Origin of the sequence: Paraclostridium dentum, from assembly GCF_012922555.1 — a bacterium.
GTDB lineage: Bacteria > Bacillota > Clostridia > Peptostreptococcales > Peptostreptococcaceae > Paraclostridium > Paraclostridium dentum.
This window is the reverse complement of sequence record NZ_WIPK01000019.1, coordinates 1-24,570: the sequence shown is the minus strand read 5'-3', so window position 1 is coordinate 24,570 and position 24,570 is coordinate 1. Positions and strand designations below refer to the sequence as shown.

Annotated in this window: 27 protein-coding genes; 20 read left to right on the top strand and 7 right to left on the bottom strand. The window is 29.6% G+C overall.

The window, feature by feature from the left end:
* Positions 1-217: 217 nt before the first annotated feature.
* Both GFJ41_RS16520 and GFJ41_RS16515 read left to right on the top strand, forming a co-directional pair.
* Positions 218-1,174 carry a calcium/sodium antiporter gene (locus GFJ41_RS16520; protein ID WP_035116879.1) on the top strand — a complete coding sequence of 319 codons (957 nt, stop codon included), beginning with the start codon at positions 218-220 and terminating at the stop codon, positions 1,172-1,174.
* Between the two features lie 148 nt (positions 1,175-1,322).
* Complete coding sequence (locus GFJ41_RS16515; protein ID WP_021428466.1) at positions 1,323-2,915, top strand: DEAD/DEAH box helicase; 1,593 nt, start codon at positions 1,323-1,325, stop codon at positions 2,913-2,915.
* 56 nt (positions 2,916-2,971) lie between these two features.
* Here GFJ41_RS16515 and GFJ41_RS16510 read toward each other — a convergent pair whose 3' ends face one another.
* On the bottom strand, positions 2,972-4,207 hold the full coding sequence (locus GFJ41_RS16510; protein WP_206001584.1) for an LL-diaminopimelate aminotransferase: 1,236 nt from the start codon (positions 4,205-4,207) through the stop codon (positions 2,972-2,974).
* A 163-nt stretch (positions 4,208-4,370) separates the two neighbouring features.
* Between GFJ41_RS16510 and spoIIAA the strand changes: the two genes are divergently transcribed.
* The 6 genes from spoIIAA to spoVAE all read left to right on the top strand — a co-directional run bounded on the left by spoIIAA (position 4,371) and on the right by spoVAE (position 7,855).
* Positions 4,371-4,727, top strand: coding sequence for an anti-sigma F factor antagonist (gene spoIIAA, locus GFJ41_RS16505; RefSeq protein ID WP_021431758.1), 357 nt, complete (start codon positions 4,371-4,373; stop codon positions 4,725-4,727).
* Positions 4,720-5,154, top strand: a complete 435-nt coding sequence (gene spoIIAB / locus GFJ41_RS16500) for an anti-sigma F factor (protein ID WP_021428483.1) — start codon at positions 4,720-4,722, stop codon at positions 5,152-5,154. The genes spoIIAA and spoIIAB overlap by 8 nt, the downstream gene beginning before the upstream one ends.
* A 10-nt stretch (positions 5,155-5,164) precedes the next feature.
* Entirely contained in the window at positions 5,165-5,929 is a 765-nt protein-coding gene (sigF, locus tag GFJ41_RS16495; protein ID WP_021428420.1) for an RNA polymerase sporulation sigma factor SigF, read from the top strand.
* A gap of 84 nt (positions 5,930-6,013) precedes the next feature.
* Complete coding sequence (gene spoVAC / locus GFJ41_RS16490) at positions 6,014-6,451, top strand: stage V sporulation protein AC (protein ID WP_035116875.1); 438 nt, start codon at positions 6,014-6,016, stop codon at positions 6,449-6,451.
* A 15-nt stretch (positions 6,452-6,466) separates the two neighbouring features.
* On the top strand, positions 6,467-7,480 hold the full coding sequence (gene spoVAD, locus GFJ41_RS16485; RefSeq protein ID WP_035116873.1) for a stage V sporulation protein AD: 1,014 nt from the start codon (positions 6,467-6,469) through the stop codon (positions 7,478-7,480).
* A gap of 18 nt (positions 7,481-7,498) precedes the next feature.
* Positions 7,499-7,855, top strand: a complete 357-nt coding sequence (gene spoVAE / locus GFJ41_RS16480) for a stage V sporulation protein AE (RefSeq protein ID WP_035117046.1) — start codon at positions 7,499-7,501, stop codon at positions 7,853-7,855.
* A 43-nt stretch (positions 7,856-7,898) separates the two neighbouring features.
* Here the strand turns inward: spoVAE and GFJ41_RS16475 are convergent, their stop codons facing one another.
* The gene (locus GFJ41_RS16475) at positions 7,899-10,637 is read right to left on the bottom strand and encodes a transglycosylase domain-containing protein (RefSeq protein WP_170075882.1); all 2,739 of its coding nucleotides are present in this window, start codon (positions 10,635-10,637) and stop codon (positions 7,899-7,901) included.
* Between the two features lie 192 nt (positions 10,638-10,829).
* On the opposite strand from GFJ41_RS16475, the gene tyrS reads away from it, so the two are divergent.
* Together tyrS and yunB are read left to right on the top strand one after the other, a co-directional pair.
* The gene (gene tyrS / locus GFJ41_RS16470) at positions 10,830-12,050 is read left to right on the top strand and encodes a tyrosine--tRNA ligase (protein ID WP_170075881.1); all 1,221 of its coding nucleotides are present in this window, start codon (positions 10,830-10,832) and stop codon (positions 12,048-12,050) included.
* A gap of 41 nt (positions 12,051-12,091) precedes the next feature.
* Positions 12,092-12,787, top strand: a complete 696-nt coding sequence (gene yunB / locus GFJ41_RS16465) for a sporulation protein YunB (protein WP_085283004.1) — start codon at positions 12,092-12,094, stop codon at positions 12,785-12,787.
* Between the two features lie 10 nt (positions 12,788-12,797).
* Here the strand turns inward: yunB and GFJ41_RS16460 are convergent, their stop codons facing one another.
* On the bottom strand, positions 12,798-13,751 hold the full coding sequence (locus tag GFJ41_RS16460; protein ID WP_052169202.1) for a SpoIVB peptidase S55 domain-containing protein: 954 nt from the start codon (positions 13,749-13,751) through the stop codon (positions 12,798-12,800).
* A gap of 160 nt (positions 13,752-13,911) precedes the next feature.
* Positions 13,912-14,247 carry a hypothetical protein gene (locus tag GFJ41_RS16455; protein ID WP_170075880.1) on the bottom strand — a complete coding sequence of 112 codons (336 nt, stop codon included), beginning with the start codon at positions 14,245-14,247 and terminating at the stop codon, positions 13,912-13,914.
* A 155-nt stretch (positions 14,248-14,402) separates the two neighbouring features.
* Between GFJ41_RS16455 and GFJ41_RS16450 the strand changes: the two genes are divergently transcribed.
* The 4 genes from GFJ41_RS16450 to GFJ41_RS16435 all read left to right on the top strand — a co-directional run bounded on the left by GFJ41_RS16450 (position 14,403) and on the right by GFJ41_RS16435 (position 18,365).
* The gene (locus GFJ41_RS16450; RefSeq protein WP_170075879.1) at positions 14,403-15,215 is read left to right on the top strand and encodes an N-acetylmuramoyl-L-alanine amidase; all 813 of its coding nucleotides are present in this window, start codon (positions 14,403-14,405) and stop codon (positions 15,213-15,215) included.
* A gap of 96 nt (positions 15,216-15,311) precedes the next feature.
* Positions 15,312-16,022, top strand: coding sequence for a zinc dependent phospholipase C family protein (locus GFJ41_RS16445; protein WP_035116867.1), 711 nt, complete (start codon positions 15,312-15,314; stop codon positions 16,020-16,022).
* A 133-nt stretch (positions 16,023-16,155) separates the two neighbouring features.
* On the top strand, positions 16,156-17,706 hold the full coding sequence (abc-f, locus tag GFJ41_RS16440; RefSeq protein WP_021428418.1) for a ribosomal protection-like ABC-F family protein: 1,551 nt from the start codon (positions 16,156-16,158) through the stop codon (positions 17,704-17,706).
* A gap of 14 nt (positions 17,707-17,720) precedes the next feature.
* Positions 17,721-18,365: a TIGR01906 family membrane protein gene (locus tag GFJ41_RS16435; protein ID WP_035116866.1), complete on the top strand. Its 645-nt coding sequence runs from the start codon at positions 17,721-17,723 to the stop codon at positions 18,363-18,365.
* 80 nt (positions 18,366-18,445) lie between these two features.
* Here the strand turns inward: GFJ41_RS16435 and GFJ41_RS16430 are convergent, their stop codons facing one another.
* Positions 18,446-18,712, bottom strand: a complete 267-nt coding sequence (locus GFJ41_RS16430) for a cysteine-rich small domain-containing protein (protein WP_021428445.1) — start codon at positions 18,710-18,712, stop codon at positions 18,446-18,448.
* 97 nt (positions 18,713-18,809) lie between these two features.
* Here GFJ41_RS16430 and hflX point away from each other — a divergent pair, with 97 nt between their 5' ends.
* The 4 genes from hflX to GFJ41_RS16410 all read left to right on the top strand — a co-directional run bounded on the left by hflX (position 18,810) and on the right by GFJ41_RS16410 (position 22,045).
* Positions 18,810-20,093 (top strand): GTPase HflX, encoded by a 1,284-nt coding sequence (gene hflX, locus GFJ41_RS16425; protein ID WP_021428468.1) that lies wholly within the window; start codon positions 18,810-18,812, stop codon positions 20,091-20,093.
* A gap of 8 nt (positions 20,094-20,101) precedes the next feature.
* On the top strand, positions 20,102-20,767 hold the full coding sequence (locus GFJ41_RS16420; RefSeq protein WP_035116865.1) for a HEAT repeat domain-containing protein: 666 nt from the start codon (positions 20,102-20,104) through the stop codon (positions 20,765-20,767).
* A gap of 112 nt (positions 20,768-20,879) precedes the next feature.
* Entirely contained in the window at positions 20,880-21,308 is a 429-nt protein-coding gene (locus tag GFJ41_RS16415; RefSeq protein ID WP_035116864.1) for an NUDIX domain-containing protein, read from the top strand.
* 98 nt (positions 21,309-21,406) lie between these two features.
* On the top strand, positions 21,407-22,045 hold the full coding sequence (locus GFJ41_RS16410) for a YigZ family protein (RefSeq protein ID WP_035116863.1): 639 nt from the start codon (positions 21,407-21,409) through the stop codon (positions 22,043-22,045).
* 98 nt (positions 22,046-22,143) lie between these two features.
* On the opposite strand, the gene GFJ41_RS16405 is transcribed toward GFJ41_RS16410, so the two are convergent.
* Both GFJ41_RS16405 and GFJ41_RS16400 read right to left on the bottom strand, forming a co-directional pair.
* Positions 22,144-22,521 (bottom strand): sulfite exporter TauE/SafE family protein, encoded by a 378-nt coding sequence (locus GFJ41_RS16405; protein WP_035116861.1) that lies wholly within the window; start codon positions 22,519-22,521, stop codon positions 22,144-22,146.
* Positions 22,521-22,889 carry a sulfite exporter TauE/SafE family protein gene (locus GFJ41_RS16400; RefSeq protein WP_035116859.1) on the bottom strand — a complete coding sequence of 123 codons (369 nt, stop codon included), beginning with the start codon at positions 22,887-22,889 and terminating at the stop codon, positions 22,521-22,523. The genes GFJ41_RS16405 and GFJ41_RS16400 overlap by 1 nt, the downstream gene beginning before the upstream one ends.
* A 108-nt stretch (positions 22,890-22,997) precedes the next feature.
* On the opposite strand from GFJ41_RS16400, the gene nadE reads away from it, so the two are divergent.
* Both nadE and GFJ41_RS16390 read left to right on the top strand, forming a co-directional pair.
* The gene (nadE, locus tag GFJ41_RS16395; protein ID WP_035116858.1) at positions 22,998-23,753 is read left to right on the top strand and encodes an NAD(+) synthase; all 756 of its coding nucleotides are present in this window, start codon (positions 22,998-23,000) and stop codon (positions 23,751-23,753) included.
* A gap of 157 nt (positions 23,754-23,910) precedes the next feature.
* Positions 23,911-24,570: YebC/PmpR family DNA-binding transcriptional regulator (locus GFJ41_RS16390; protein ID WP_170075877.1), on the top strand; the 660-nt coding region annotated here is incomplete at its 3' end.

The following is a 24,570-nucleotide window of genomic DNA, read 5'->3' as shown; positions in this document are numbered from 1 at the left end:
ATTTTTTAAACAATATAATCATAACATAGAATTAGTATTTTGTATACAGAATTTTACACTATCTTTTCTTTTTTGATAGATTTTTCTGTTATTTTGTTATATTCATTTAATACCCGGTTAAAATGTCGAATAAACATAAATTTTAAGAATAATTTAAAAATTTTTTATACATATAGAATTAAGCTGATTGAATATCTATTTAATAAGGGGGGATATAATGATATTTACAATAGGACTATTTTTAATAGGGTTTATACTTATAACAAAGGGTGCGGATATATTTATAGACTCTACTATATCTGTAGGAAAAAAAACTAATATACCTGAAATTGTTTTAGGAGCAACTATAGTTAGTTTAGCAACTACATTTCCTGAATTGACAGTGTCAGTATGTGCATCAATAAAAGGTCATACTACAATGAGTTTAGGAAATGCAGTAGGTTCTATAATTTGTAATACGGGATTAGCGCTTGGATTAGTTGCAATTATTAGACCTTTTAAAGTAGATAAAAAAGTATTTAATTCAAAAGCTACATTATTAATCATATCTATAATCATTTTAATTGTATTAGGTTTGGATAAAGTTATAGATAGAAAAGATGCTATGGCTCTCATGGGAATGTTAATTATTTACATGATTAACAATTATAAGAGTATACCAAAAACTAAAATGAGATCAGTATCAGACACGAGTACGAGGAAAGAGATAAAATCAATTAACGTGTTGAAAATAGGATTTTTATTTATAGCTGGGATAATTATGATGATAATAGGTTCTAGACTATTGGTTGATAATGGAATAATAATAGCTAAATATATAGGAGTTCCACAAGGGGTTATAAGTTTAACTGTAATAGCATTAGGCACTTCACTTCCTGAGTTAGTATCTTGTTTAACGGCTATAAAAAAGAAGCATAATGCTATATCTGTAGGGAATATATTGGGGGCTAACATTTTAAATATAGTTTCAGTAATATCTATATCATCTTTTATAAATGATACGCCAATACTTAAACAAACATCAATTATAGATTTTCCATTTATGATAATATTAGTTTTAATTTTAACAGTTCCTACAATTATAAAGGAAAAAATTTATCGACTTCAAGGAGTCTTAATGCTACTTACATATTTACTATATTTATTTGTTCTATATTTTACATATATAAAATAAAAAAATAGAGGGTTATATAATACCCTCTATTTTGCTTTAAATTGAATACGATATTTACTATTAGGATAAAATATTAATTGCATAATATTTAAAAAAAATATATAATTGATAAAGTTAATATAAATTGATAACGGAAAGGAAACAATATATGAATATAGTTAAATTCGATGATTTACCAATAAATGAGAACATAAAAAAAGCTGTATTAGAAATGGGATTCGAGGAACCATCTCCAATACAAGCTCAAGCAATACCAAAAATAATTACTGGAGTAGATATTATAGGTCAAGCACAAACAGGTACGGGGAAAACAGCAGCATTTAGTATACCTATATTAGATATGGTAGACCCAGAGGACAAGAGTCTACAAGCGGTAGTTTTATGTCCAACAAGAGAATTAGCAATACAAGTTTCAAGTGAAATAAGAAAAATAGGTAAGTACATGCACGGGATAAAAACTTTACCTGTATATGGAGGACAGCCTATAGACAGACAAATAAAGTCTCTTAAGAGTGGCGTTCAAATCGTTATAGGAACTCCAGGTCGTATAATAGACCATATAAATCGTAAGACTTTAAAGTTAGATAAAGTAAAAATGGTTATATTAGATGAAGCGGATGAAATGCTAGATATGGGATTCAGAGAAGACATTGAGATGATTTTAAATGAAACTCCTGAAAATAGACAAACAACTTTCTTCTCAGCTACTATGCCTAAGGGTATATTAGATTTAACAAAGAGATTCCAAAAAAATCCTGAGCATGTAAGAATAGTTAGAAAAGAACTTACAGTTCCTAATATAAAACAATATTATATAGAAACTAAAGCTGCTAATAAGTTAGAAGTATTATGTAGATTAGTAGATGTATACAACCCTAAATTATCAGTAGTATTTTGTAACACAAAAAGAGGTGCTGATGAATTAGTTAGTGATTTACAAGCAAGAGGGTATTTTGCAGATGCACTACATGGAGATTTAAAGCAAACTCAAAGAGATATAGTAATGGATAAGTTCAGAAATGGAACTATCGATATATTAGTTGCTACAGATGTTGCTGCTAGAGGAATAGATGTTGACGATGTAGAAGCTGTATTTAACTATGATTTACCACAAGATGAAGAGTACTATGTACACAGAATCGGAAGAACAGGTAGAGCTGGTAGAAATGGAGTATCATTCACTTTTGTTTTCGGAAAAGCAATGAGAAAGATGAAAGATATAGAAAGATATACTAAATCTAAATTAGAAAAACATAGCATACCTTCAATATCAGATGTTGAAGAGAAAAAAGTAAGTTTATTCTTTGATCAAGTAAAATCTACTATAGAAGAAGGTCATTTAACAAAGCAAGTACAATGGTTAGAGAACTTCTGCAAAGAAGAAGATTATGATACTTTAGATATAGCTGCTGCTTTAGTTAAATTAGCGCTAGGTGATGAAGCAAAAGAAGAAATAATAGAAGAAAGTCATAGTACAGGTGCTGAGTCTGGAATGACTAGATTATTTATCAATATAGGTAGAAAACAAAAAGTTCAAGCTAAAGATATCGTTGGGGCTATAGCTGGAGAAGTTGGAATACCAGGTAAATTAGTTGGAACTATAGATATATATGATAAATATACTTTTGTAGAGATACCAAAGAAACACACTAGAAAAGTTCTTGATAAAATGAAGAACATAAAAATAAAAGGAAACAAAGTTAATATAGAAAAAGCAAATAATAAAAGAAAAAGCAAATAATATATAGATATTAAAAGGGTATCTCACAATTGAGGTACCCTTTAATTATATTCAATTTAGAACTCTAGATTTAAAGATAAAAGTCTTCTTTTAAGCTCATTCATCACATTAACTTCATCAGTTAAAGAATTAGCATCATAGGTAACTGAAAATCTTAAAAAACTTCCACAATCATCCCAAGGAACAGTAGACACTAAAGCATGAGAAAGGATATAAAGACTTGCTTCTTCAGCGCTGTTGAATCTAACTCCATTTTTAATTCCTTTAGGCATTTTAACATAAGAATAAAATCCAGCCTCAGGCTTATTTGTTTTAAATCCAACTTGATTTAAAACATCAACTAGCAAGTCAAACCTTCTTGAATATCTTTCTTTATTTAAATTTATTAAGTTATGATAGTTGTCGAGTGCATAAGCACCTGATTTTTGAATAGCTCTAAATTGGCCAGAGTCAGTATGGCCTTTTATAGCACAATATAGTTGCATAGCTTTTTTAGAACCGACAACAAATGCTAACCTCCAACCAGTCATATTAAATGATTTTGATAGAGAATGAATCTCTATACAGACATCAAGGGCACCATCGACACTCAATATGCTAATAGGAGCAGAGTCTCCATAAGTTAAAGCTCCATATGCTAAATCAGAAACAATAATAATATCATTTTCTTTTGCAAATTTAACTGCATGCTCATAAAATTCTTTTGTTGCGATTTGACCAGTAGGATTATTTGGATAATTTAAATATAAAAGTTTTGATCTTTTCCTTATATCTTCAGGTATGCTGTCTAAATCTGGATAAAAATTATTTTCGGGACATAAAGGAAGCTTATAAATTTCACCACCTAAAAATTTTGAATATGTTCCAAGTACTTGGTATGCAGGAGAGGGCATTAGACATATATCCCCAGGGTTTATGAAACATAGTGGAATCATAGCAAGTACTGGTTTAGAACCTATTCCATGAACTATATTTTCAGGGGTTATATTTTTTAAATTATACATATTGTTTAAATATCTACAAGAAGCTTCTTGAAATTCAATAATTCCATTGTCTGAGTAAAACCTATTTTCAGGTTTTCCAGCTTCAACACATAATATATCAACAATAGAACTATCAGCCATTTTATCAGGTTCTCCAACTCCCATATCGATAAGTTTTACATCAGGAAATTTAGATTTAACCTCTTTTGTTATTTTTTTTATTTTCTCGAATTTATAGAGTTTATCATTGCTTTCAAAAAATGATGAACCACCAAGTCGGGCAGAAACTTTGTTGTCAATAAAATCCATTATTATTCCTCCAAAACTAATTTAGTATAATATATAATATTTTAATAAATAGTTTTTTGATACAATAAAACAAAACTATTTAAATTTCGTTGAAGGATAATAATCTGATTTATAGAATTGAATAAAAAGTATCATTTTTAAATTCGATAGGAGGGGGAAGCTAATGATAAATTTTTCTTTAGACAATAAAAACTTAAAAGTTGAGTTTTTAAGTAAAGAATTGGACCATCATATTGCAAATGAAGTAAGAGAAGAGATTGATTATGTTATACAAGATAAGCAAATCAAGAATATAGTTTTTGATTTTAAAAATATGAATTTTATGGATTCTTCAGGTATTGGAGTAGTTATTGGTAGATACAAAAAAATATCTAGTGAGGGTGGAAAGGTAGCTGTAATTAATTTAAATTCAAGAGTAAAAAAGATTTTTGATTTATCTGGAATGAATAAGATCATACAAATTCACGACACTTATGAAGATGCTTTAAGTTCTTTTTTAGGAGGCGTTGCAAATGAATAATATTGTGGAAGTAAAGTTTTCGGCAAGATCAGAAAATGAAAGTTTTGCAAGGGTAATAGTTGCATCATTTGCAGCTAAATTAGATCCTACATTAGATGAAATTGCAGATATAAAAACTGCGGTATCTGAAGCTGTAACTAATTCAATAATACATGGATATGATGAAGATGAAACTAAATTTGTTAATATAAGATGTGAAATAGAAGATAGAGAAATAACTATCACAGTAGAAGACACTGGAAATGGTATAGAAGATTTAGATATGGCCATGCAGCCATTATATACATCGAAACCTGAATTAGAAAGATCTGGTATGGGATTTACCGTTATGGAAAGTTTCATGGATAAAGTAACTGTTTCTTCTAAAAAGGGCGAGGGAACTAAAGTTATTATGAAAAAGAAAATAGATTCATCTAATATAGAATAGAGGTTTTGTTATGGGGATAACTGCCAATAAAGAAGAAAGAAAGGGATTGCTTAGCCATGAGGAGACTTTAAGATTAATACAACTTGTACAAAATGGGGATGAAGAAGCAAAAGAAATACTTATAGAGAGTAATTTAGGGTTAGTTAGAAGTGTTGTATCTAAATTTTTAAATATAGGGTATGAAAGAGATGATTTATTTCAATTAGGGTCAATAGGACTTATAAAATCAATTTATAAATTTGATCCTAAATTTAATGTTAAATTCTCTACATATGCAGTACCTATGATTTTAGGAGAAATAAAAAGATATTTAAGAGATGATGGAATGATAAAAGTCTCAAGATCTTTAAAACAAGTAGCAATAAAAGCTAAAACGCAAACTGAAGTTCTAACTAAAAAATTAGGAAGAGAGCCAACTATAGAGGAACTAGCAAAAGTTGTAGGGGTAGATAAAGAAGAATTGGTTATGGCATTAGAATCAAATTTCTCTGTGGAATACTTACATGGAGTAATACATGAAGAAGAAGGAGCACCTATATGCCTAATTGATAAAATTAGCCTAAAAGGTGAAGATGAAGAAGATAAAGTTATAGATAATCTTTTATTAAAAGAGGTATTAGGAAAATTAGATAAAAGAGAAAGACAGATTATAATGCTTAGGTACTTTGAAGATAAGACTCAGAGTGAAATAGGAGAACTTTTAAATATATCTCAAGTACAAGTTTCTAGAATAGAGAAAAAAGTATTATCAAAACTAAAGACTTATATAGGATAAAAATAAACCCTTAAATTAGGGTTTATTTTTTTTGTTTTGTTAAATAATAACAGTATATAGCTTGATTAAATAGGAGGTCAGAATATGGATAAAAATTATAAAGAATATGTTGATAAAATAAGTCCAAAACCTACGTATGCAAAAAATTATATATTAGCATTTATTGTAGGTGGAATAATTTGTGTAATTGGGCAGGCTATAAATGATGTTTATATGAATTTTGGACTAGATAAATTGAAAGCAGCTGGAGCAACATCTATGACTTTAATTTTTATAGGTGCATTTTTAACAGGATTAGGAGTGTATGACTTAATTGGCAAAAGAGCAGGGGCTGGATCTATCATTCCAATAACTGGATTCGCAAACTCTATAGTATCACCCGCTATGGAGTACAAAAGAGAAGGATATGTAATGGGTGTTGGGGCAAATTTATTTAAGATTGCAGGGCCTGTTTTAGTATATGGAATAGGCTCATCTGTGTTATGTGGGTTAATATACTACATAATAAAATTTATCATATAGAAAGGAGATATATAGGTGGCTAGAAATAGGATAGGAAAAAGAACTATTAAATTAGAGAATGGACCAACTATAATATCTACATCATCAATAGTGGGTCCTAAAGAGGCTAACGGACCTCTGAAAGAATATTTTGATATGAAACTTGATGATGACTTATTTGGCGAAAAAAGTTGGGAATTTGCAGAAAGTAAGATGGTTCAAACAGTTATAGAAAATGCAATAAAAAATTCTAATAAATCTGTAGAGGATATAGATTATATGATTGCTGGAGATTTACTAAATCAACTGTTATCAACATCATTTGCAGCTCGAGAAGTAAATATTCCATTTTTAGGAGTTTATGGAGCTTGTTCTACTATGGCGCTTTCTTTATCATTAGGGTCGATGTTAGTTGATGGAGGATTTGCAGACTTAGTGGTTGCAGCTACTTCAAGTCATTATTGTACTGCAGAAAGGCAATTTAGGTTTCCATTGGAATTAGGAAGTCAAAAACCTATGACGGCACAATGGACAGTTACTGGATCTGGTTGCTCTTTAATATCGAGTAAAGGACAAGGGCCAAAGGTTAAGTATATAACAATAGGCAAGGTAATTGATAAAGGGATAAGTGATGCAAATAATATGGGAGCAGCTATGGCTCCAGCAGCTATAGATACTATATACTCTTACTTTGTGGATACAAAAGATGATCCAAATAGCTTTGACATGATTGCAACAGGTGACCTAGGAACGTTAGGTATGCAAATAACGATAGACTTATTAAAAGAAAAAGGATTAGATATATCTAAAGTTTATACTGATTGTGGAGTAGAAATTTTTAATTTAGATGATCAAGATGTTCATTGTGGTGGAAGTGGATGTGGATGTTCAGCATCTGTTTTCAATGGATATATTTATAAAATGTTAAAATCTAAAAAATTTAATAAGGTTATGCTAGTTTCAACAGGGGCATTATTATCACCTACAAGTACATTGCAAAAAGAGAGTATACCTAGTGTAGCTCATGCTGTAGTTATAGAAAATGAATAGGAGGTGTAAGAAGTGCTTATAGAGTATCTTAAAGTGTTTTTAGTAGGAGGAACCATATGTTTAATCGCTCAGATATTAATGGACTACTTTAAATTGCAAACACCATATGTAATGGTTACTTATGTAACAAGTGGAGTAATATTAAGCTTTTTAGGTGTATATCAGCCTATTGTAGAGTTTGGAGGTTCTGGAGCAACTGTTCCTATAATAGGGTTTGGATATTCTTTATATAATGGAGTTGTTAAAGCGATAGAACAAGATGGATTTATGGGGATTTTTACAGGTGGTATAACTGCAACTGCAGGAGGCATAACAGCAGCTATATTTTTTGGATATATAATGGCAGTTGTATTTACCCCAAAGGCTAAGCCATAAAATAAAAAGAACTATATGAGAATTAACTCATATAGTTCTTTTTTTATGCAGCTGGTTTTGCTGCAGTATTAGGTTTCTGAGTGGTTTGAGTAGGTGAAGTTTGATTATTACCTTGAGGTGGAGTAGGAGTTACTTCATTACCACCACCTGTTGTTCCTCCACCGGCACCTGTATCTGGATTAGTGCCAGTACCACCACCTGTATTTCCACCGTCAGTTCCTGGGTTAGTGCCAGTACCTGGATTATTATTATTATTTTCGTTACCGCCAGTATTATTGCCATTATCTCCAGGATTAGGATTTTCTGGAGTTGGATTTTCTGTAGAAGGAGTTTCCGTTTCAGGTTTATTCTCTTCTTCTGCAGGAGGCGTTGTAGTCTCTGGTGGAGGAGTATAAGAAGAATGAGTAGTAGGTATATGTCCTTTTATGAAAGCAGCCATACCAGAATTAGAAGCTCCTTTAGGAACTATACTACCATTCAATAAGTTTATATTGTAAAATTCTATATTACTTGCTTTTTTAAAATCAATTGGATCAAGTCCATCATGTACTTTACCCATTACTTTAGACCATAACTTAGCAGAAGTTGAACTTCCATGAATAACACCTCTACGAGGTATAGTTTCTTTTGTAGTTGGATCAAATCTATAGTCATCACCTATATAAGTTGCACCTACATAATAAGGTGTGTATCCAACAAACCAAGCGTCCTTATTATCATTTGTTGTACCAGTTTTACCAGCTACAGGCATATCACCAAATTTAGCGGCCCCACCGATACCTTCTGTAATAACAGCTTTAAGCATATCTGTAAGAACATATGCAACTTCAGGGTCTACAACTTTATGTTCTTCTGGAGTGTTTTGTATTAACACTTGACCATCTGAAGATTCAACTGTTGTAAATGTTATAGGTTCAACATAAGTTCCTCCATTAGCTAAAGTGCCATAAGCAGCAGCCATATCAAGTGGAGAAGCTCCTTTTGTCATACCACCTAGAGTAAGAGCAGGGAATGTTCTATCAGCGCCACCAGGACCATCTTTTAAATCAGATAATCCGAAGTTCTTTAGGTAATCAAGCATAACATCAACACTTTCATCGTAAGTTGAACCAAGTTGTTCAGCTACTTTTATTGCTATTGTATTTGATGAATAAGCTAAAGCTTTACGCATTGTCATATCACCAGAACCGGATGTTGTAGTTTTAGGATTCCATTTGTTATTTTCTTTGAATTTATATCCTCCACGAGCATCGCTAAATGTATCTGCTTGATTCATTCCATTATCAATAGCTGGAGTATAAACTGATAAAGGCTTTATAGTTGAACCAGGTTGGTGTGGTTCAGTAGCTCTATTTAAAACTTTTCTAGCTTTAATTTCTCTACCACCAATCAAGGCTTTTATTTTACCTGTTCTATAATCTAAAACTACCATGGCAGCTTGAGGCTGAGGAATTCCATCTTTGTAAGTTTCAGTTCCTGGGAAGTTATTTCTATTATTAAACTCGGTCTCTAAATCACTTTGCATATTTTTGTCTATAGTAGTACGTATTTTTAAACCACCATTAAAGTATAGTGTGTTAGCTTCAGTTTCAGTATAACCTTGAGTTATAAGACTATTTATAACATCAGTTTCTATAAGGTCTTCAACTGAAGAAGCTGGTTTTTTAGATGGAGTAGGTAATTGTATATTTATTTGCTCTGCAACAGCTTTATCATGCTCTTCTTGAGTTAAATAACCAAGTTCTAACATTTTCATTAAAACTGTTTCTTGTCTTTTCTTAGCATTAGGGTTTAGCTCGACTTTTCTACAAACCATATTACCTTTTCTTAACTCTTTAAAAGTATCATCATCGGGAATAAGCCCCCAATCATAAAGCTTCTCAACCATATCAAATTCTACTTTAGTAGGTTCATCAAAACCATCACTCTTTGAATAGAATTTTAATTTTCCTTTTAACTCATCTTTAGTTTCATTACCTGTTAATTTTGCAGTGTTATAAGCTGCATATTTATTAGGGTTTTGAGTTATACCGACAATCATAGCTGACTCAGCAACTGAAAGATCTTTAGCATGCTTATTAAAGTATGCATTTGCAGCAGCTTCAACACCTATAGCACCTCTTCCAAAGTATGCACTATTTAAATAAAGTTCTAAAACTTCATTCTTGTTAAGCGTCTTATCCATTTCTAAGGCATAATAAATGTCTTTAATTTTACGGACAACAGACACTTCACTAGAAGTAAGTAAGTTTTTAGAAACCTGCATGTCTATAGTACTTCCTCCAGGAGAAGAAGATGTAAACAGATTTATAAGAGTGGCTTTAGCAAGCCCTTTAAAATCTACACCATTATGATCATAAAATCTTTCATCTTCTATAGATACAAGTGCATGTTGAAGATGAGCTGGCATATCTTTTATAGATATAGGAACCTTTTTATTATCTGTCGGAGGATTTCCCATTAAAGATCCATCACTATATAAAAGTTCTGTAACTGTGTTAACTTTTTTATCAAGAGCAGCTTTTGTCACAGGCTCTACGTCTTTTAAGGCTACAAATACTAGTGCAGTTGAAACTGCAACTCCTAATACCAACATAACTAAAAGTGTAACACCTACAGTTCTAAATATTTTAAACTTATCCTTTTTTGAAGATTTAGAAATACTTTTAGTTTTTTGACTACTGCTTTTAGTTGATTTCCTCGACGAGGCAGTAGGTTTAGTACTAGAGGAGCTAACTTTTTTTCTACGTATTTTGTTTTTGTCATTGTTATCATTTCCCATGAAATTAACCTCCTTACTATAAGAATATATTATATCATATATGCGAATAATTTTGTATTTTATAGATAAAAATGAATATTATGTAATTAATTAGTCGTGGTGTTAGTTGGCTATTTGAATTTAACATTTAACTATGATACAATATTAATTATTTTTAACTAAGTATAAAAAAAATATGTGTGAGGTGTACATATGATTGAAATAAATGAGCAATTGAAGATAATTAAAAAAGGGGCAGCTGAAATAATCTCTGAAGAAGATATTGTTAAAAAGTTAGAAAAATCGGCAAAAGAAAATAAGCCATTAACAATAAAGTTAGGATTAGATCCTTCTGCGCCAGATATTCACTTAGGACATACTGTTGTTTTAAGAAAAATGAAAGCATTCCAAGATTTAGGACATCAAGTAGTTATAATAATCGGTGATGCAACAGGTATGATAGGAGATCCAACTGGAAAGTCAGCGGTTAGAAAGCAACTATCTCATGACCAAGTTTTAGAAAATGCAAGAACATATCAAGAACAAATATTTAAAATATTAGATAGAGAAAAAACAATAGTAAAATTCAATAGCGAGTGGTTACAAACTATGAATTTCATGGATGTTGCTAACTTAGCATCTAAGTATACTGTTGCGAGAATGTTAGAAAGAGATGATTTCAAGAAAAGATTTGCTTCTAATCAATCTATATCAATACATGAATTTTTCTATCCATTAATGCAAGGATATGATTCAGTAGCAATAAAAGCTGATATAGAAATGGGAGGAACGGACCAAAAGTTTAACATATTAATGGGACGAACTCTTCAAAAAGAGTATGATCAAGAGCCTCAGATTGCTTTATTAATGCCTATAATAGAAGGTACTGATGGAGTTAAGAAGATGAGTAAATCACTAGGTAATTATATTGGTATAAGCGAAGCTCCTAATGATATGTATGGAAAAACAATGTCTATTCCAGATGAATTAATAATAAGATATTTTGAGTTAGTTACAGATGAACATCCTGACTCAATAGAAGCTATGAAGTCTGATATAGAACAAGATAAAGTAAATCCAAGAGACTTAAAAATGAAATTAGCTAAAGAAGTAGTAGAACTATACCATGGAGAAGAAAAAGCATTAGAAGCAGAGCAATATTTTAAATCTGTATTCCAAAAAAAGAATATTCCAGATGATATAGCTGAAATGGAAGTTTCTATAGAAGAGTCTGAAGAAGGTTTATTCTTTATACCAAAGATAGTTACAGGGTTAAAGCTTTCTCCATCTACAAGTGAAGCTAGAAGATTATTAAAGCAAGGTGGAATAAAGCTTAATGGTGAAAAAGTTGAAAATGACAAAATAGCTTTACAAACTGGAGATATAATACAAGTAGGAAAAAGAAAATTTGCAAAAATAATAATTAACAAGTAATTATAAGCCCTCCTTACATAATATAGTAAGGGGGGCTTTTTATGAAAAAAATATTAGTTCAAAGAAGAAAACAAAAAATTAAAAAGAATATAATAATGTTTATAATAATATTTTTAATATCTACATTAATAGGAACATTTATATACATAGATAATAAATTGAGACCAACTATTACGGTTATAGCAGAAACAAAAGCAGAAGAACTTGCTAATAAATCTATAAATAAAGCTGTCGCAAGTGTTATAGATAATAGCGTTAAGTATGAAGATTTAATAAATGTAAAGACTGGAGAAAATGGCAAAATAACAATGATGCAAGCTAATTCTATAGCTATGAATGAAATAGCTTCACAAGTTGCTCTAGAAATACAATCAGAAATGAAAAAAATTAAAACAACGTCCACGTATATACCTATAGGAACTGCTCTTGGAAGTCCGCTTTTAGCAAAGTATGGTCCTAAAATAAAAGTATCTATAGAACCTATAGGAAATGTATATGTAGACTTTGGAACTGATTTTGAGTCTTCAGGAATAAATCAAACAAGGCATAGAATATACTTAAAAGCAAAAACACAAGTAAAAGTAGTAGTACCGCTTACAACATCTACAAAAGAAGTTAAGACTCAAATTCCTATATGTGAAACTGTAATTGTAGGTGACGTTCCACAAAGTTATGTAAATGTTCCAGAAAAAGATATAATTAATGCTATGCCTAAAAATATAAATAAATCAAATTAAAAGAGGGAGATTATTCTCCCTCTAACATCCAACCTATATATACTCCATATCCAGTAGAGGGATTATTTTCAATTGCATGTGATACTGCACCTATAATTTTATCATCTTGTATTATTGGAGTACCACTCATACCTTGAACTATACCTCCAGTCAATTGTAATAGTTCTTTATCTATAATTTCTATTTTAAAAGTTTTTGATTCAGGACTTCTTTGTTTCTTTATATTTAATATATTAATTTCATATTCTGTAGGCTCGCCATTCGAAGTTTGTAAAAGAATTGAAGCTTTTCCAGTTTTAACTTCTCCTAATTGAGCAACTTTGTATTGTTTAAATTTTGATAAATCTAGTTTATGAACAGTTCCTTTTATTCCGAAATTAGAGTTATCTTTAAAATCTCCTATAAACTCATTTTTTTCGCCATTTATACATCCTACAGTTCCTTTGTATGATTTATCTATTGTCAAATTAGATGTTGAAGATATATAACCATTTTTAATAGGTAAATTTTTATTAAATCCGACACTTATAGGATGAGCAACTGCTCCAAAATTATTGTTCTGTGGATTTACATATGTTAAAGTAGCAAATCCAGATACTATATTATTGAAATTTATTTTTTCTAAAATTTCTTTACTAGTATCGATATCTAATTTTTCGTTATTTCTTAATACTTTGACTTTAACACTTTCATTTTCTGATAATGCATTTAGCAAACTAGAAAAATCTGAATAATTATTTATCTCATTATTATTTATTGATATTAATGAATCTCCTATTTTAAATGAAGAATCAGTAAAATTATTTCTAACCATAAGATATTGTAATTCAGCATCTATTTGCGTTATGTTACCAATAGGTATTAAATAATTAGAATCATTTTTTGTTGTAGGTTCTGAATAAATAAATCCTATTGACAGAAAATATATTAAAAATGTTGTTAAAAAACACTTTTTAAAATTCATTAAAACACCTTCTTTCTGATAGAGTCTGTGATGATTAATGGTGCTTCTTTAATATTAGATTGTGCAGGATAAAAATTTTAATCCGTAGAAAACAGACACAATAAAACCATTGTTTTCAAAATATAAAAATAATCACCTAAAATTAAGTATTTTAGGTGATTTAAACTTTTTTATATTTTTTTATTTTTTTTCTTTTTTTTATCTTAGGTTTAGATCTGGAACCACTTGTAGCAGGTATTGGAGAGACAAAGGTAGTTTCATCATTATCAGAAGATGAATCAGAGTCTGAATCTGGAGAACAACCTTGTTTAACTGAAGCTATTAAAGCAAGCTCATCTGAGAAAGTAGCAAAAAAACTGGCGAGTATATTTAAATCAGTTGAATTTACTTCTTCAGCGACAGCTATAGCTAAACTAGATGCTAAAACTATATAATCTACATACCCAAAGCGGCAAAGTCTAGACTTATCATTGTTGCTTCTATTTACTTTAGACATATTAACCTCCAAAATACGTGTATATAAAATATATATGAGACTATCAAAATACAAACAACTATAAAATAAATTAATTGTAATTATCATTAACTTACATAAAAACAAAGCCTATTGTTTAAATTATATATATACTTTACTAGAGAGAGGAGATAGACATGAAAAATTATAGACTTTTTATAGTTGCTATAATAGCTATAGGTGTTATATTTGTAGGAACATCAAACCCAGCAAAAAATTTATATAAATCTACTAATTTTATAAGTAAAAACAATATAACTGAAAAAGAAAATAAAAAAGACGATGACAATAAAAGAGTTAAAAATAATAGTGAATACACAATATGTATAGACCCAGGACATCAAGAAAAGGGAGATCCTAATTTAGAGCCAGTAGCACCTGGAGCAAGTTCTAAAAAAGCTAGAGTTTCATCTGGAGCAACTGGAATAGCAACTAAAAAACCTGAATATAAGCTAAATCTTGAGGCATCAATCGTTTTAAAGCATATTTTAGAAAATAAAGGTTATAATGTTGTAATGACAAGAGAGCGTCATGATATAAATATAAGTAATGCAGAAAGAGCTATATTAGCTAACGACAAAAATGCAGACATGGTTATACGAGTTCATGCGGATAGTTTAGATAATTCTGGAAAAACTGGTGCATCTATTTTGATTCCTCAAAAAGATGGACAATATACATCTAAAATTTTTGAAGATAGTAATAAGTGTGCATTAGATATAAAAGATGCATTAGAGAAAGAAAACATACAGGTAAATGGGATATTTGAAAGAAATGATTTAACTGGATTTAATTGGTCTAAAGTTCCTGTAGTGCTAATAGAAATGGGGTTTATGAGTAATTATAATGAAGACCTGATGATGTCTAACCCTGAATATCAAAGAAAAATGATGCAAAGTGTAGCAGATGGATTAGAAACATACTTAAAAGATACAGAAAATGGGAATTAAAAATAAATATAAAGGTTAACAAATATTAAAAAAAGTAATATATTGTTAATATCGAAATAAAATTTAGGTTGTAAATTCAACTATCAGGTGATTATGATGAGAAAAAGAATAGAAAATGTTTATGGAAAAGCTCTAACAGGAACTTTTAAAGTAGTAAATCCAGTAAAAAAAAGTATAATAACTACAGATTGTGAAGTTCATATTTTTATACAAGCAAATGCATTGGAAATATTGAAAAATGAAGGATACATGACACAATATAAATTTTTTAAAGCATATTTGCCTCAAATAAACAAAGGGTTAATATGGGCAGATCAGGATTTTAAAAGTTATCATCACTTTTATAATCCATATGTAAAAAGAGGAAAGTTTGGATACGAAGAGAATGCATTTACTTTAATAAATAAGTATTACAATAAAGCTTTAAAGTTTTTTGCACTAGACAAGTTTGAACTCAGTTTATTTTACTTTGGAGCGGCATGCCACGTACTTCAAGATTTAACTATACCTCAACACGCTAAAGGAAAGCTTTTAGACAATCATAGGCAATTTGAAGTGTATATAAAAAGTAATTACATGTCTATACCAAGATTAAGAGCAAAAGATGGAATGATTCAAAAAAATAGTGTAGAAGAATATATTAATTATAATGCAACCCAAGCTATGAATTATGATAAAATGTATGAAAATGTAAATGATTTAAAAAATAAGTTTTATATGTTATCAACTAAATGCTTACCATTAGCACAAAAAACAACCGCTGGATTTTTGACAATGTTTTTTGATGATATATTTAGCAATGAATAAAGCCCTCTCTAACAAGAGGGCTTTATTCATTGCTAAATATATGGTAAAATACATGAAAATATTTGTATTACTTGATTAGATTAAAAAAAGAAGATATTATGTTATAGATAATAAAATTAGAAGAGGTGTTTAGATGCTAGTTGTTGAAAATGTTAGCCATGGATTTGGTGGAAGAACTATACTTGAAAATGTGTCGTTTAGACTTAGAAAGGGCGAACATATTGCTCTTATCGGAGCAAATGGAGAAGGAAAATCTACATTTTTAAATATAATAACAAAAAAACTTATGCCAGACGCTGGAAATATAAAGTGGTCGTCGAGGGTAACGGTAGGATACTTAGACCAACATACAGTATTAACAAAAGGAAAATCAATAAGAGAAGTTTTAAGAGATGCTTTTAAACCTATGTTTGACTTAGAACAAGAAATGATATCTATGTATGATAAAATGGGTGAAGCTGACGAAGATGAAATGACAAAGTTAATGGAAGGTACTGCAGAAATTCAAACTATTTTAGAAAATAGTGGTTTTTATATGATTGATGCAAAAATACAAGAAATCGCTAATGGGTTAGGGCTTGGAGAAATAGGTCTGGATAAAGATGTAACGGATTTAAGTGGAGGTCAAAGAACTAAAGTTTTACTGACAAAGCTACTTTTAGAAAACCCTGTAATACTAATATTAGATGAGCCTACTAACTATTTAGATGTAGAACATATAGCTTGGTTAACAAGATATTTACAAGAATATGAAAATAGTTTTATATTAGTATCACATGATGTACCGTTCATAAATGATACATGTAATGTAATTTACCATATGGAAAACGGAGAACTTAATAGGTACAAAGGAAATTATGATGAATTTGAAAGACTTAGAGATATAAAGAAAAGACAGGAAGAACAAGCTTATGACAAGCAAATAGAAGAAAGAAAGAGATTAGAAGATTTTGTTGCTAGAAATAAGGCTAGAGTTGCAACTCGTGGTATGGCAAACAGTAGACAAAAACAACTTGATAAAATGGAAATTTTAGAAAGACCAAAGGAGAAGATAAAGCCTACATTCAAGTTTACGGAGTCAAGAGCTTCTAGTAGATTTGTATTCACAACTGAAGATTTAGTATTAGGATATGATGAAGCACTAACAAAACCTCTTAACTTTACATTAGAGAGAAATCAAAAGATTGCCTTAAGAGGTATGAATGGTATAGGAAAGTCTACTCTTTTAAAAACTCTTTTAGGAATAATAAAGCCTTTTGATGGAAAAGTTGAGTTAGGTGATTATCTAGAAGTTGGATATTTTGAGCAAGAAAGTTCAAGAGAAAATAGTAATACTCCAATGGATGAAATATGGGCAGAATACCCAGGTCTTACTAATTTTGAAGTAAGACAATCATTATCTAAGTGTGGACTTACAAACGATCATATAACAAGCCAAATGAGAGTTTTAAGTGGAGGAGAAGCTGCTAAAGTAAGATTATGTAAATTAATGTTAAAGCAAATAAACTTTTTAGTTTTAGATGAGCCTACAAACCATTTAGATGTAGAAGCCAAAGATGAACTAAAAAAAGCTATAAGAGAATTTAAAGGAACTGTGCTTTTAGTATCGCATGAGCCTGAATTCTATGAAGATATAGTGGATGATGTATGGAATATAGAGGATTTCACAACTAAAATAGTATAGTATAGGATAATAATATGAATAGAATTTTAAGTTTTTTAATATCATTAGCATTAAGTTTATTTATAATAACTTCGATTGTTAGCATTACTGTCAAATTTAAACAAATATATTATTTTGACATAAACTATTTGAATATTCCTATATTAAGCGACATGAATGAAGAAGAGATAAAGCTAAATTATGATTACTTAATAGACTATAATACTAGTAATGAAAAAATGAATTTTAAATTGCCGACATTAGAGTCATCGACACAAGGTAAAATTCACTTTGAAGAAGTTCGAAATATATTTCAAAACTTAGCTATTTTAAATAAAATAACTTTAATATTAATTGTGATAGGCGCATATATATGTTTTAAATGTAAAAACTTAGATGTATTAAAATATAGTGCATGGACATTGATAACACTGCCTATTTTAATATCTATTCCAATTATCATAAATTTTGAAAAAAGTTTTGAGATGTTTCATAAATTATTTTTCAATAATGATTACTGGATATTTGACCCGACAATAGATCCCGTAATAAATATGTTGCCTGCAGAATTTTTCCTTCATGAAGGAATTTTGATATTAGGGATTATATTTTCTATAAGTATATTAATGTTATTTATTTATAAAAAAACAATAAAAAATTTGCGTCGCTCATGTCGCTAAAAATCTTATAGAAAGTATATTAAAAAAGTACTTCTTAAGTGTAAAAAGGAGTGGTAGTTACCACTCCTTTAAAAATATATTTACTTAGGTTGTTTTTTACCTAAGTTTAGTATATCTCCTATTTTGCTCATTATGTAATCATGACTTTTCTTGTTGTGAGGAACTAGACAAGAGGAACAATCCTTTATTCCATCATCTGTGTATTTAAAGTTACCACCACATTCATCTTTTAAAGCGTATAAAGGACAATAGCAAAATAGACAATTGAAATTATCGGGATTGCTTACTTTATGACAAGGAAAGTATTCACATTTATCATTTCTAAAAAATTTATAATTCTCAGACATACTTGTACCTCCTAATTATTTAGAGTTTTAATATAATTATACTAAAAAATTACAATAGTGGTATAATAAAAAAAAGTACATTAAATGAGGTGTTTCAATGGATAAAATAGTAGAAAAAGCATTGTTAGTAGGATTAAATATAACTACTAATGTAAAGAAAGTTGATGATATAGATATTAATGAATCTATGGAAGAATTAAAAGAACTTGCAAAAGCTGCTGGAGCAGAAGTTGTAGGGAGTATAATTCAAAATAGACCAGCTAGAGAGGCTGCTTTTTATATAGGAAAAGGAAAAGTAGAAGAGATAAGAGCTTACTGTGAATCTCTAGATGCTACAGTTGTTATATTCAATGATGAATTATCTGGAGCCCAAATAAGAAATATAGAAGAATTAGTTCAGAGAAAAGTAATAGACAGAACAACTTTAATATTGGATATATTTGCACAAAGAGCTTTAAGCAAAGAAGGTAAATTACAAGTTGAGTTGGCTCAGTTAAAATACAGAATGCCTAGACTGTATGGTATGGGTGGAGAAATGAGTAGAACTGGGGCAGGTATTGGAACAAGAGGTCCAGGAGAACAAAAGTTAGAAGTTGATAAAAGACATATCTTAAATAAAATGGCAGATATAAGACAAGAACTTAGAGATGTTAAGAAAAACAGAGATACTCAAAGGGCACAAAGATTAAAGTCTAATATACCTATTGTTGCATTAGTAGGATATACAAATGCAGGGAAATCTACACTGTTGAATGAGCTTATCAAAACACATAAAGATTATAGTGTTGAAAAAGAAGTTTTATCAAAAGATATGCTATTTGCAACTTTAGATGTAACTCTAAGGAAAGCATTACTTCCTAATAAAAGAGAGTTTTTAGTTGTAGATACAGTAGGATTTGTAAGTAAATTGCCACATGATTTAGTTGAGGCGTTTAAAGCTACATTAGAAGAAGTACATTATGCAGACTTAATAGTTCATGTAGTAGATGCGACTAATGATAGTTTTGAAATTCAGGAAAATACGACTAAAAATGTTTTAAAAGAACTAGATGCAAATGATAAGCCAACAATAATGGCTTACAACAAAATTGATAGACTAGACCTTGATATTTATCCTAAAAACCAAGAAAATACAGTATATATATCTGCTAAACAAGGTATTAATATGGATAAATTAATAGATATGATACAAAATGCGCTAATGGAAAATACGTATAAAGTAAATTTACTACTTCCATATGATAAAGGTGATGTATTTAATAAATTGAAAAACAAATACAATATTGAAAAATTTGAGTATGTAGAAAATGGAATAGAGTTAACTGTCGACCTAGATGAAGAAGATTACAATATGTATAAAAGCTATATAATAAATGAGTAGGTAGTTAAATGAATATATCTTGGGATAATATAGAAAATCTAGAAGATCATTTTATAACATATCTTCTGTACAAAGAGTCTAAGACAGTATCTCAAATAAGTAAGATAAGAAATATTGAAGTTCAAGAAATAAATGAACAATTAATAAAAGCCAAAATAGAAATAAAATCTTTAATGAAAAGTAAAATAGAATCATCTAAAGATATTCTAGATAAGTTTTTAGAGTTAGGTAAGGATGAAAGAATAGATTTGATGAATTCTTTAAATGACGAAAAATTATTGGATTTTAAAAGAAAAATATACAAAAGAATTATGATAGAGAAAAATGCAGAAGATCTTATGATTTTAATATGGGCAACTGGGGAATTAAATGATGCTAGATTTTTAAAAATTCTACACCAGCTTACAAATCATAGACACTCAGATGTAAGAAGAATAACATACTCAGCGCTTAGGAAAATATCATCTGTAGAAAGTAGGGAAATTTTCCATAAAGGGCTTTATGATTCAAATGCTCAAACTAGACAATACTGCGCTAAGGCACTTGCAAATATAGGGAATAAAGATAGTTTAGTTATATTACAAAAGCTTAAAAATAAAAATAATTTTGAAAAAAATTATGTTATTAGGGCGTATGAAGAGACTATAAATCAATTAGAAAAAACTCCTCAATAGATAACATAAACAATATAAATTTAACATATAATGGAGTAACAAAAGAAATTACTAAAGTAGTGTAACTCCACATCTTGGTGTGAAAATATGGTTTAGTAGGGGGAGTCTAATTATGATACTAAGACGTTGTGCAGGTGGTATAGTATTTTATGCAAACAAAGTATTAATAGTAAAAAACGACAAAGGTGAATGGACTATTCCTAAAGGAAAAATAAGCGAGAATGATATCGCTAGTGAAGTAGCTCCACAAAAGGTTAAAGACGAAGTTGAGGTTGAGGCTAAAGTTCTAGATATGGCAGGAGATACTATGTATGAATTTTACTCAAAAACTAGACATCAAAAAGTATGTAACGCTATAATGTGGTACATAATGGAGAGCGACACCACTGAGTATAACATTAATGATGAAGATATTACAGAAGCTGGTTTTTTTAAGGTTAAGGATGCTTTAGATATGTTAGCTCATAATAAAGAAAAATCTCTTGTAGAAATTTCTTACAGAAAATTTAAAGATTTAAAAAAGAATAGTACGAATAATTAAGGTTTAATTATTCGTACTTAAATTATAGAACAAGGCATTTGCCTTGTTCTATTTATTTATACTATAATTAGTATATAAACAAGCTAAGGAGGAACTAGATGTATAAAACACTGCATGAATTTGGGACGGATGAAATTACAATAGAAAAGTCTACATTTATTGGATACGCTAAGCCTATAAAAACAGAAGAAGAAGCTGTTGAATTTATAAATGAAATAAAGAAAAAGCATAAAGACGCAAGACATAATGTTTGGGCATATACTGTAGGAAAAAGTATGAATATACAAAGATATAGCGATGATGGTGAGCCACAGGGAACAGCAGGTATACCTACATTAGAAGTTATAAAAAAAGAAGATTTAAGAGATGTTGTAGTTGTTGTTACTAGATATTTTGGAGGAATAAAGTTAGGTGCAGGAGGACTTGTTAGGGCATATACAAAAGGAGCTAAAATAGGTCTTGAAGCAGGAAAAATAATAGAAAAAATAATGTATCAAGAAGTTAAAATAAAAATAGATTACAATCAACTTGGAAAAGTTCAAAATGAAATAATGAATATGGGTTACTTTATAAAAGATACTATTTACGAAGATAATGTAGAGATAATAGTATATTCAAGAGCAAATGAAAAAGAAGCTATTATAGAAAGAATTAATGATATAACAAGTGCTACAGCACAGGTAACGATAGGAGAAGAATTCTATTTATCAGAAAAAGATGGACAAGTGATACTATAAAAAATGCCCAAAGTTAATTTTAGAAAAATTAAACTTTGGGCGTAAAAAAGTTTTTTGAGCAACGGACGAAGTCGTTGGCGACATGAGCAAAGCGATTTTTATTTTTCACATTTATTTTTATTTGGATTAAAAATACCTTTTTTAACTTCTAAAACTCCTATTACAAGTAAAAATACTCCAAAAACTTTTTTTAAAATTTCTGATGATAGGTATGTTGCTAAAAAAGATCCAAATATAGCTCCTAAAATACCAAATGAGGCTATTGGTATTACTAATTTTAAAATAACCTTTTTATTTTTTATATGTATCAATAAAGCGAATATAGTCATAGGTATGGATGAAAGTAAATTTATACTTTGAGCTATTTTAGGGTCAATATTTGCAAATAATATTAATGCTGGAATCAATATTGTACCGCCACCCATCCCCATACCACCTATTATTCCAGAAAAAAATCCAAGTAAAACAAGAAACATTAAAACACCATCCTTAATGCAGCTATAATCATTATAGATCCAAAAGATATTCTTAAGAATCTTCCAGTCAACTTACAAAGTATTTTAGCGCCAACAATGCCTCCAACAATACTCCCTACAGCAACTTTAAGAGTTGTATTTAAATCATAGGTACCTTGAGAAACATATATAAAGGAACTTGTAGTTGTTAAAAATAATATTATTGCAAGCGCTGTAGCATGAGACTTATGTTCTTCTACTTTTAAAATATTATTTAAAATAGGAACTAGAAGTGTTCCACCACCAGACCCAAAAACACCATTTATAAAGCCTGTTATTAAACCTATAAATGAATTTTTAATATTAAAATTTAAAAAATTTTTTTTCATAATATCACCTTCTTGAATTATTTTTAACATAAAGCATAAATTATATTTAATTAAAATAAAAATATCTGATATAATTGGGTTATCCATAAAATGTAAGGAGGAAGTATAATGACAGATATAAATTTTAAAATAGATAAAACAATAGATTGGTTAAGAGAAAAAGTAAAAGAATCAAATACTAATGGTTTAATAGTAGGTGTGTCTGGGGGTATAGACTCGGCAGTAGTTGCTTACCTTATAAAAAAAGCTTTTCCAAAAGATTCAATGGGTGTAATTATGAGTATAAAAAGTAATCCACAAGATAGATTAGATGCACTTAAAGTAATAGATGGTTGTGAAATAGAGTATTTAGACTTAGATTTAACGGATGAACAAGTTGGAATATATAATAAGGTTACTGATGGTTTAAAAAACAAGGGACTTTATAAAGAAAATAATGATAGAATGAGTGATGCTAACTTAAGAGCTAGAATAAGAATGAGTACAGTATATACAGTTGCAAATAATTTAGGGTATTTAGTTGTAGGAACTGATAACGCAGCAGAAATTCATACAGGGTATTTTACTAAGTATGGGGATGGAGGAGTTGATTTAGTTCCTCTAGCAAATTTAACAAAAAGAGAAGTATATGAATGGGCTAAAGCTTTAGGTGTTCATAATGATGTTATAAATAAAGCCCCATCAGCTGGGCTTTGGGAAGGTCAAACTGATGAAAATGAAATGGGTACAAGCTATGATATGATAGATGCTGTCGTAAAAGGTGAAATAGAAAAAGTTCCTCAAAAAGACCAAGATATAATAGCAAGACTTCATAGAATTAGTGAACATAAAAGACATACAGCAGCAGCACCGCCTAAGTTCTAATTTACTAAATTAATGTTTTATGCTAAAATTACGGTGTATATATAGTATAACTTACAAAATATTTATATAGTAAAGTTATATTACGTATTAAATATCCTTATATAAAATATAAGCATAACGCAACTTTATTTTAATTTACATAGCAAGGAGTGGAATTATGGGACGTATAGGAAACATAATCAACAAAAAAGGTAAACAAGACGCTAAGAGAGCAAAAATATTTACAAAACATGCAAGAGCTATAGCAGTTGCAGCTAAAGAAGGTGGAGGAAATCCAGAATACAATGCAACACTAAAAGCAGCAATAGATAAAGCTAAAGCAGACAATATGCCTAATGATAATATAGATAGAGCTATAGCTAAAGGTGCTGGTGGTGGAGCCAACGAAAACTTTGAAACTATAGTTTATGAAGGGTACGGACCAGGAGGAGTTGCAGTAATAGTAGAAACTTTAACTGACAACAAAAACAGAACAGCAGGAAATGTTAGATACTACTTCGATAAAAATGGTGGAAACTTAGGAACTAGTGGATGCGTTTCATTTATGTTTGATAGAAAAGGTCAAATATTAATAGAAGCAACTGATGATGTATCTGAAGAAGAGTTAATGGATATAGCATTAGAAGCTGGAGCTGAAGATCTAATAGTTGAAGAAGATGGATTTGAAGTAGTAACTTCTCCAGAAGATTTCCAAGCTGTTAGAGACGAATTAGAAGGTAAAGGATATAACTTTATATCTGCAGAAGTTAAATTATTACCACAAACAACTACTAAATTAACAGAAGAAGAACAATTAAAGTTCATGAATAGATTAGTA

What these genes read in the sequence shown, in the direction of transcription:
- nadE (WP_035116858.1), top strand. Translation starts at nt 22,998, where the DNA reads ATGACAGATATAAATTTTAAAATAGATAAAACAATAGATTGGTTAAGA.
- GFJ41_RS16515 (WP_021428466.1), top strand. Translation starts at nt 1,323, where the DNA reads ATGAATATAGTTAAATTCGATGATTTACCAATAAATGAGAACATAAAA.
- GFJ41_RS16520 (WP_035116879.1), top strand. Translation starts at nt 218, where the DNA reads ATGATATTTACAATAGGACTATTTTTAATAGGGTTTATACTTATAACA.
- GFJ41_RS16420 (WP_035116865.1), top strand. Translation starts at nt 20,102, where the DNA reads ATGAATATATCTTGGGATAATATAGAAAATCTAGAAGATCATTTTATA.
- GFJ41_RS16475 (WP_170075882.1), bottom strand. Translation starts at nt 10,637, where the DNA reads ATGGGAAATGATAACAATGACAAAAACAAAATACGTAGAAAAAAAGTT.
- GFJ41_RS16435 (WP_035116866.1), top strand. Translation starts at nt 17,721, where the DNA reads ATGAATAGAATTTTAAGTTTTTTAATATCATTAGCATTAAGTTTATTT.
- GFJ41_RS16415 (WP_035116864.1), top strand. Translation starts at nt 20,880, where the DNA reads ATGATACTAAGACGTTGTGCAGGTGGTATAGTATTTTATGCAAACAAA.
- GFJ41_RS16445 (WP_035116867.1), top strand. Translation starts at nt 15,312, where the DNA reads ATGAGAAAAAGAATAGAAAATGTTTATGGAAAAGCTCTAACAGGAACT.
- spoVAC (WP_035116875.1), top strand. Translation starts at nt 6,014, where the DNA reads ATGGATAAAAATTATAAAGAATATGTTGATAAAATAAGTCCAAAACCT.
- GFJ41_RS16455 (WP_170075880.1), bottom strand. Translation starts at nt 14,247, where the DNA reads ATGTCTAAAGTAAATAGAAGCAACAATGATAAGTCTAGACTTTGCCGC.
- GFJ41_RS16430 (WP_021428445.1), bottom strand. Translation starts at nt 18,712, where the DNA reads ATGTCTGAGAATTATAAATTTTTTAGAAATGATAAATGTGAATACTTT.
- hflX (WP_021428468.1), top strand. Translation starts at nt 18,810, where the DNA reads ATGGATAAAATAGTAGAAAAAGCATTGTTAGTAGGATTAAATATAACT.
- tyrS (WP_170075881.1), top strand. Translation starts at nt 10,830, where the DNA reads ATGATTGAAATAAATGAGCAATTGAAGATAATTAAAAAAGGGGCAGCT.
- spoIIAA (WP_021431758.1), top strand. Translation starts at nt 4,371, where the DNA reads ATGATAAATTTTTCTTTAGACAATAAAAACTTAAAAGTTGAGTTTTTA.
- sigF (WP_021428420.1), top strand. Translation starts at nt 5,165, where the DNA reads ATGGGGATAACTGCCAATAAAGAAGAAAGAAAGGGATTGCTTAGCCAT.
- GFJ41_RS16450 (WP_170075879.1), top strand. Translation starts at nt 14,403, where the DNA reads ATGAAAAATTATAGACTTTTTATAGTTGCTATAATAGCTATAGGTGTT.
- abc-f (WP_021428418.1), top strand. Translation starts at nt 16,156, where the DNA reads ATGCTAGTTGTTGAAAATGTTAGCCATGGATTTGGTGGAAGAACTATA.
- yunB (WP_085283004.1), top strand. Translation starts at nt 12,092, where the DNA reads ATGAAAAAAATATTAGTTCAAAGAAGAAAACAAAAAATTAAAAAGAAT.
- GFJ41_RS16405 (WP_035116861.1), bottom strand. Translation starts at nt 22,521, where the DNA reads ATGTTTCTTGTTTTACTTGGATTTTTTTCTGGAATAATAGGTGGTATG.
- GFJ41_RS16410 (WP_035116863.1), top strand. Translation starts at nt 21,407, where the DNA reads ATGTATAAAACACTGCATGAATTTGGGACGGATGAAATTACAATAGAA.
- GFJ41_RS16400 (WP_035116859.1), bottom strand. Translation starts at nt 22,889, where the DNA reads ATGAAAAAAAATTTTTTAAATTTTAATATTAAAAATTCATTTATAGGT.
- GFJ41_RS16460 (WP_052169202.1), bottom strand. Translation starts at nt 13,751, where the DNA reads ATGAATTTTAAAAAGTGTTTTTTAACAACATTTTTAATATATTTTCTG.
- spoIIAB (WP_021428483.1), top strand. Translation starts at nt 4,720, where the DNA reads ATGAATAATATTGTGGAAGTAAAGTTTTCGGCAAGATCAGAAAATGAA.
- GFJ41_RS16510 (WP_206001584.1), bottom strand. Translation starts at nt 4,207, where the DNA reads ATGGATTTTATTGACAACAAAGTTTCTGCCCGACTTGGTGGTTCATCA.